At 31.6% G+C, this 2,756-nt stretch carries 4 protein-coding genes; all 4 read left to right on the top strand.

The window, feature by feature from the left end:
• Positions 1 to 420 (top strand): Hsp33 family molecular chaperone HslO (locus Q0V08_RS11410; protein ID WP_297434837.1); only part of this gene is annotated, 420 nt, incomplete at its 5' end.
• Entirely contained in the window at positions 417 to 1,079 is a 663-nt protein-coding gene (locus tag Q0V08_RS11405; RefSeq protein ID WP_297434836.1) for a DUF969 domain-containing protein, read from the top strand. The genes Q0V08_RS11410 and Q0V08_RS11405, both read left to right, overlap by 4 nt.
• 12 nt (positions 1,080 to 1,091) lie before the next feature.
• On the top strand, positions 1,092 to 2,009 hold the full coding sequence (locus tag Q0V08_RS11400) for a DUF979 domain-containing protein (RefSeq protein ID WP_297434835.1): 918 nt from the start codon (positions 1,092 to 1,094) through the stop codon (positions 2,007 to 2,009).
• An 18-nt stretch (positions 2,010 to 2,027) separates the two neighbouring features.
• Positions 2,028 to 2,669 (top strand): pyroglutamyl-peptidase I, encoded by a 642-nt coding sequence (gene pcp / locus Q0V08_RS11395; RefSeq protein WP_185890821.1) that lies wholly within the window; start codon positions 2,028 to 2,030, stop codon positions 2,667 to 2,669.
• Positions 2,670 to 2,756: the final 87 nt, after the last annotated feature.

Raw genomic sequence — 2,756 nt, 5'->3', positions numbered from 1 at the left:
TTAGGTGTAGATTTAGAAAATGAAACAACAGTTAGATCAGCTGGTGGATATATGATTCAACTTTTACCAGATGCAGAGGAAAGTTTCATAGTTGAGTTAGAGAAGAAAATAGGAGCTATCAGAAGTGTAACAGAGCTATTTAAGGGTGGAATGGATATCGAAAGAATTTTACACCTTTTATATGAGGATATGAATGATGAAACTCATGAAAAATTAGTGGAATCATATGAAATTTTAGAGTCAAAAGAGATAAAATATAACTGTAACTGTGATAGAGAGAAATTCTATAAAGGAGTTATAACTTTAGGAAAAGAGCAGTTAGAAGAGATACTAGCTGAAAGAGGAGCAGTTGAAGCTGAGTGTCATTTCTGTGGAAAGAGATACTCATTTAAAAGAGAGGATTTAGGTGAGATATTGTGATTAAATTAATAGGGGTATTAATTATTCTAATTGGATTTATAATCAAATTAGATACTATAGCTGTTGTTTTAATAGCTGGAATAGCAACAGGACTTGTTGCAGGAATTGACTTTGTTGAGGTTTTAAATATTTTAGGAACAGCTTTTGTTCAAACTAGATATATGACACTTTTATTATTAACACTTTCTGTAGTTGGGATACTAGAGAGAAACGGTTTAAGAGAAAGAGCATCAATTTGTATATCAAAATTAAAAGGTGCAACAGCTGGAAAAGTTTTATCAATATATGTAACTGTGAGAATGTTAGCAGCAGTTTTATCTATGAGATTAGGTGGACACGTTCAATTTATTAGACCATTGATTTATCCTATGGCAAAAGGTGCTATTGAGAAAGATGGAGTAGTATCAGAAGAGTTAGATGAAGATTTAAAAGGAATAACTAATGCTTCAGAGAACTATGCTAATTTCTTTGGACAAAATGTTTTCGTAGCGTCTTCTGGAGTTCTTTTAATTGTTGGAACTTTACAAGAGTTAGGTGTAAAGGTAGAAGCTTATGATGTAGCAAAAGCTTCAATACCAGTAGCACTAATAACTTTAGTATTAGCATATTTCCAATACTATCGTTTAGATAGAAAAATTAAAAAGTTAAGAACAAAGTAGGAGGCAAAATTAATGGATGTAAAGATGTTATTAGAATTTATGTATATACTTTGCGGAATTATTTTATTGATAAGCGGTGTATATTCATTTTTAGATAAAAAGAATCCTAAGAGAATAGGATCAGCAGCATTTTGGATTATATTTGGATTCCTATTTATAGGTGGACCTCATGTAAATCCAGCAATAGTAGGAGGATTACTTTTAGTAATGGGAGTTTTAAGTGCTACAAAATCTGTTTCACTTGCTTCATTTACAACAAGTACAGAGGAGTTTAGAGAAAAACAAGCTCATAAAATTGGAAATATGTTATTTGTTCCAGCTGGTTTAATAGGAGTTGTAGCATTTTCAATAGCTCAATTTACAAAATTAGGTGGATTAATAGGATTAGGAATAGGAGCAATAGTTGCTTTAGTTGTTACTATGATAGTAACAAAAGAAAAGTTTGATAAAATTCCTTATGATTCAAGTAGAATTTTACAACAGATGGGTCCAACAGTTATTTTACCACAACTTTTAGGATCTTTAGGTTCTGTATTTGCTAAAGCTGGAGTTGGAACTGTAATCGCTGGAATAATGGGAAGTGTAGTTCCAGAAGGAAATATTTTAGCAGGTGTAACTGTTTACTGTTTAGCAATGGCTATATTCACAATGATTATGGGAAATGGATTTGCAGCTTTTGCTGTTATAACAGCAGGGATAGGATATCCATTTGTTATAGCTCAAGGTGGTAATCCAGCAGTAGTTGGAGCTCTTGGATTAACAGCAGGATTCTGTGGAACTTTATTAACACCAATGGGAGCTAACTTTAATATAGTTCCAGCATCTATATTAGAGATGAAAAACAAAAATGGTGTAATATTAAAGCAAGTAGGTGTAGCAGTACCTCTTCTTGCAATACATGTTGTATTAATGTATTTCTTAGCATTTTAATTTTTAGGAGGTAGTGTAATGAAAGTTTTAATTACAGGTTTTGACCCATTTGGAGGAGAAAGTATAAATCCAGCATGGGAAGCAGTAAAAGCGATGAAAGACAATGTAGATGGTATAGAAGTAATAAAATTACAGATACCAACAGTTTTTAAAAAATCAGCTGAGAAACTATTTGCAGGAATAGATGAGCACAAACCAGATGTTGTTATATGTATTGGACAAGCTGGAGGAAGATATGATATGTCAGTTGAAAGAGTAGCTATTAATATGGACGATGGAAGAATTCCAGATAATGAAGGATATCAACCAATAGATACTCCAGTTTATGAAGATGGAGAAAATGCTTATTTTGCAACACTTCCTATTAAAGGTATTGTTGAAGAGATTAAATCAGCAAAAATACCAGCTTCAGTTTCAAACACGGCTGGAACATATGTATGTAATCATATAATGTACTCATTACTTTATTATATTTCAAAGAATAACTTAGATATAAAAGGTGGATTTATCCATGTTCCTTATATAACAGAGCAAGTTGTTGATAAGAAAAATATGCCTTATATGGAAGTTGCAACTATAACAAAAGCTTTAGAGTGTGCAGTTCAAGCATTAAATAAATATGAAGTAGATGTTAAAGTTTCAGGTGGTAAAGAGTTTTAATAGAAAAAGCCCGTCATAAAGATGGGCTTTTCTTTTATTATATAAGGAAATTATAGAAAAAATTTAGGCAAAAAAATACTGAAAAAT

This window comes from uncultured Cetobacterium sp. (assembly GCF_947038635.1).
Taxonomy (GTDB): Bacteria; Fusobacteriota; Fusobacteriia; order Fusobacteriales; family Fusobacteriaceae; genus Cetobacterium_A.
Note: the sequence above shows the minus strand (reverse complement) of the source record. Positions and strands in the feature narration are given on the sequence as shown.

What these genes read in the sequence shown, in the direction of transcription:
- Q0V08_RS11400 (WP_297434835.1), top strand. Translation starts at nt 1,092, where the DNA reads ATGGATGTAAAGATGTTATTAGAATTTATGTATATACTTTGCGGAATT.
- pcp (WP_185890821.1), top strand. Translation starts at nt 2,028, where the DNA reads ATGAAAGTTTTAATTACAGGTTTTGACCCATTTGGAGGAGAAAGTATA.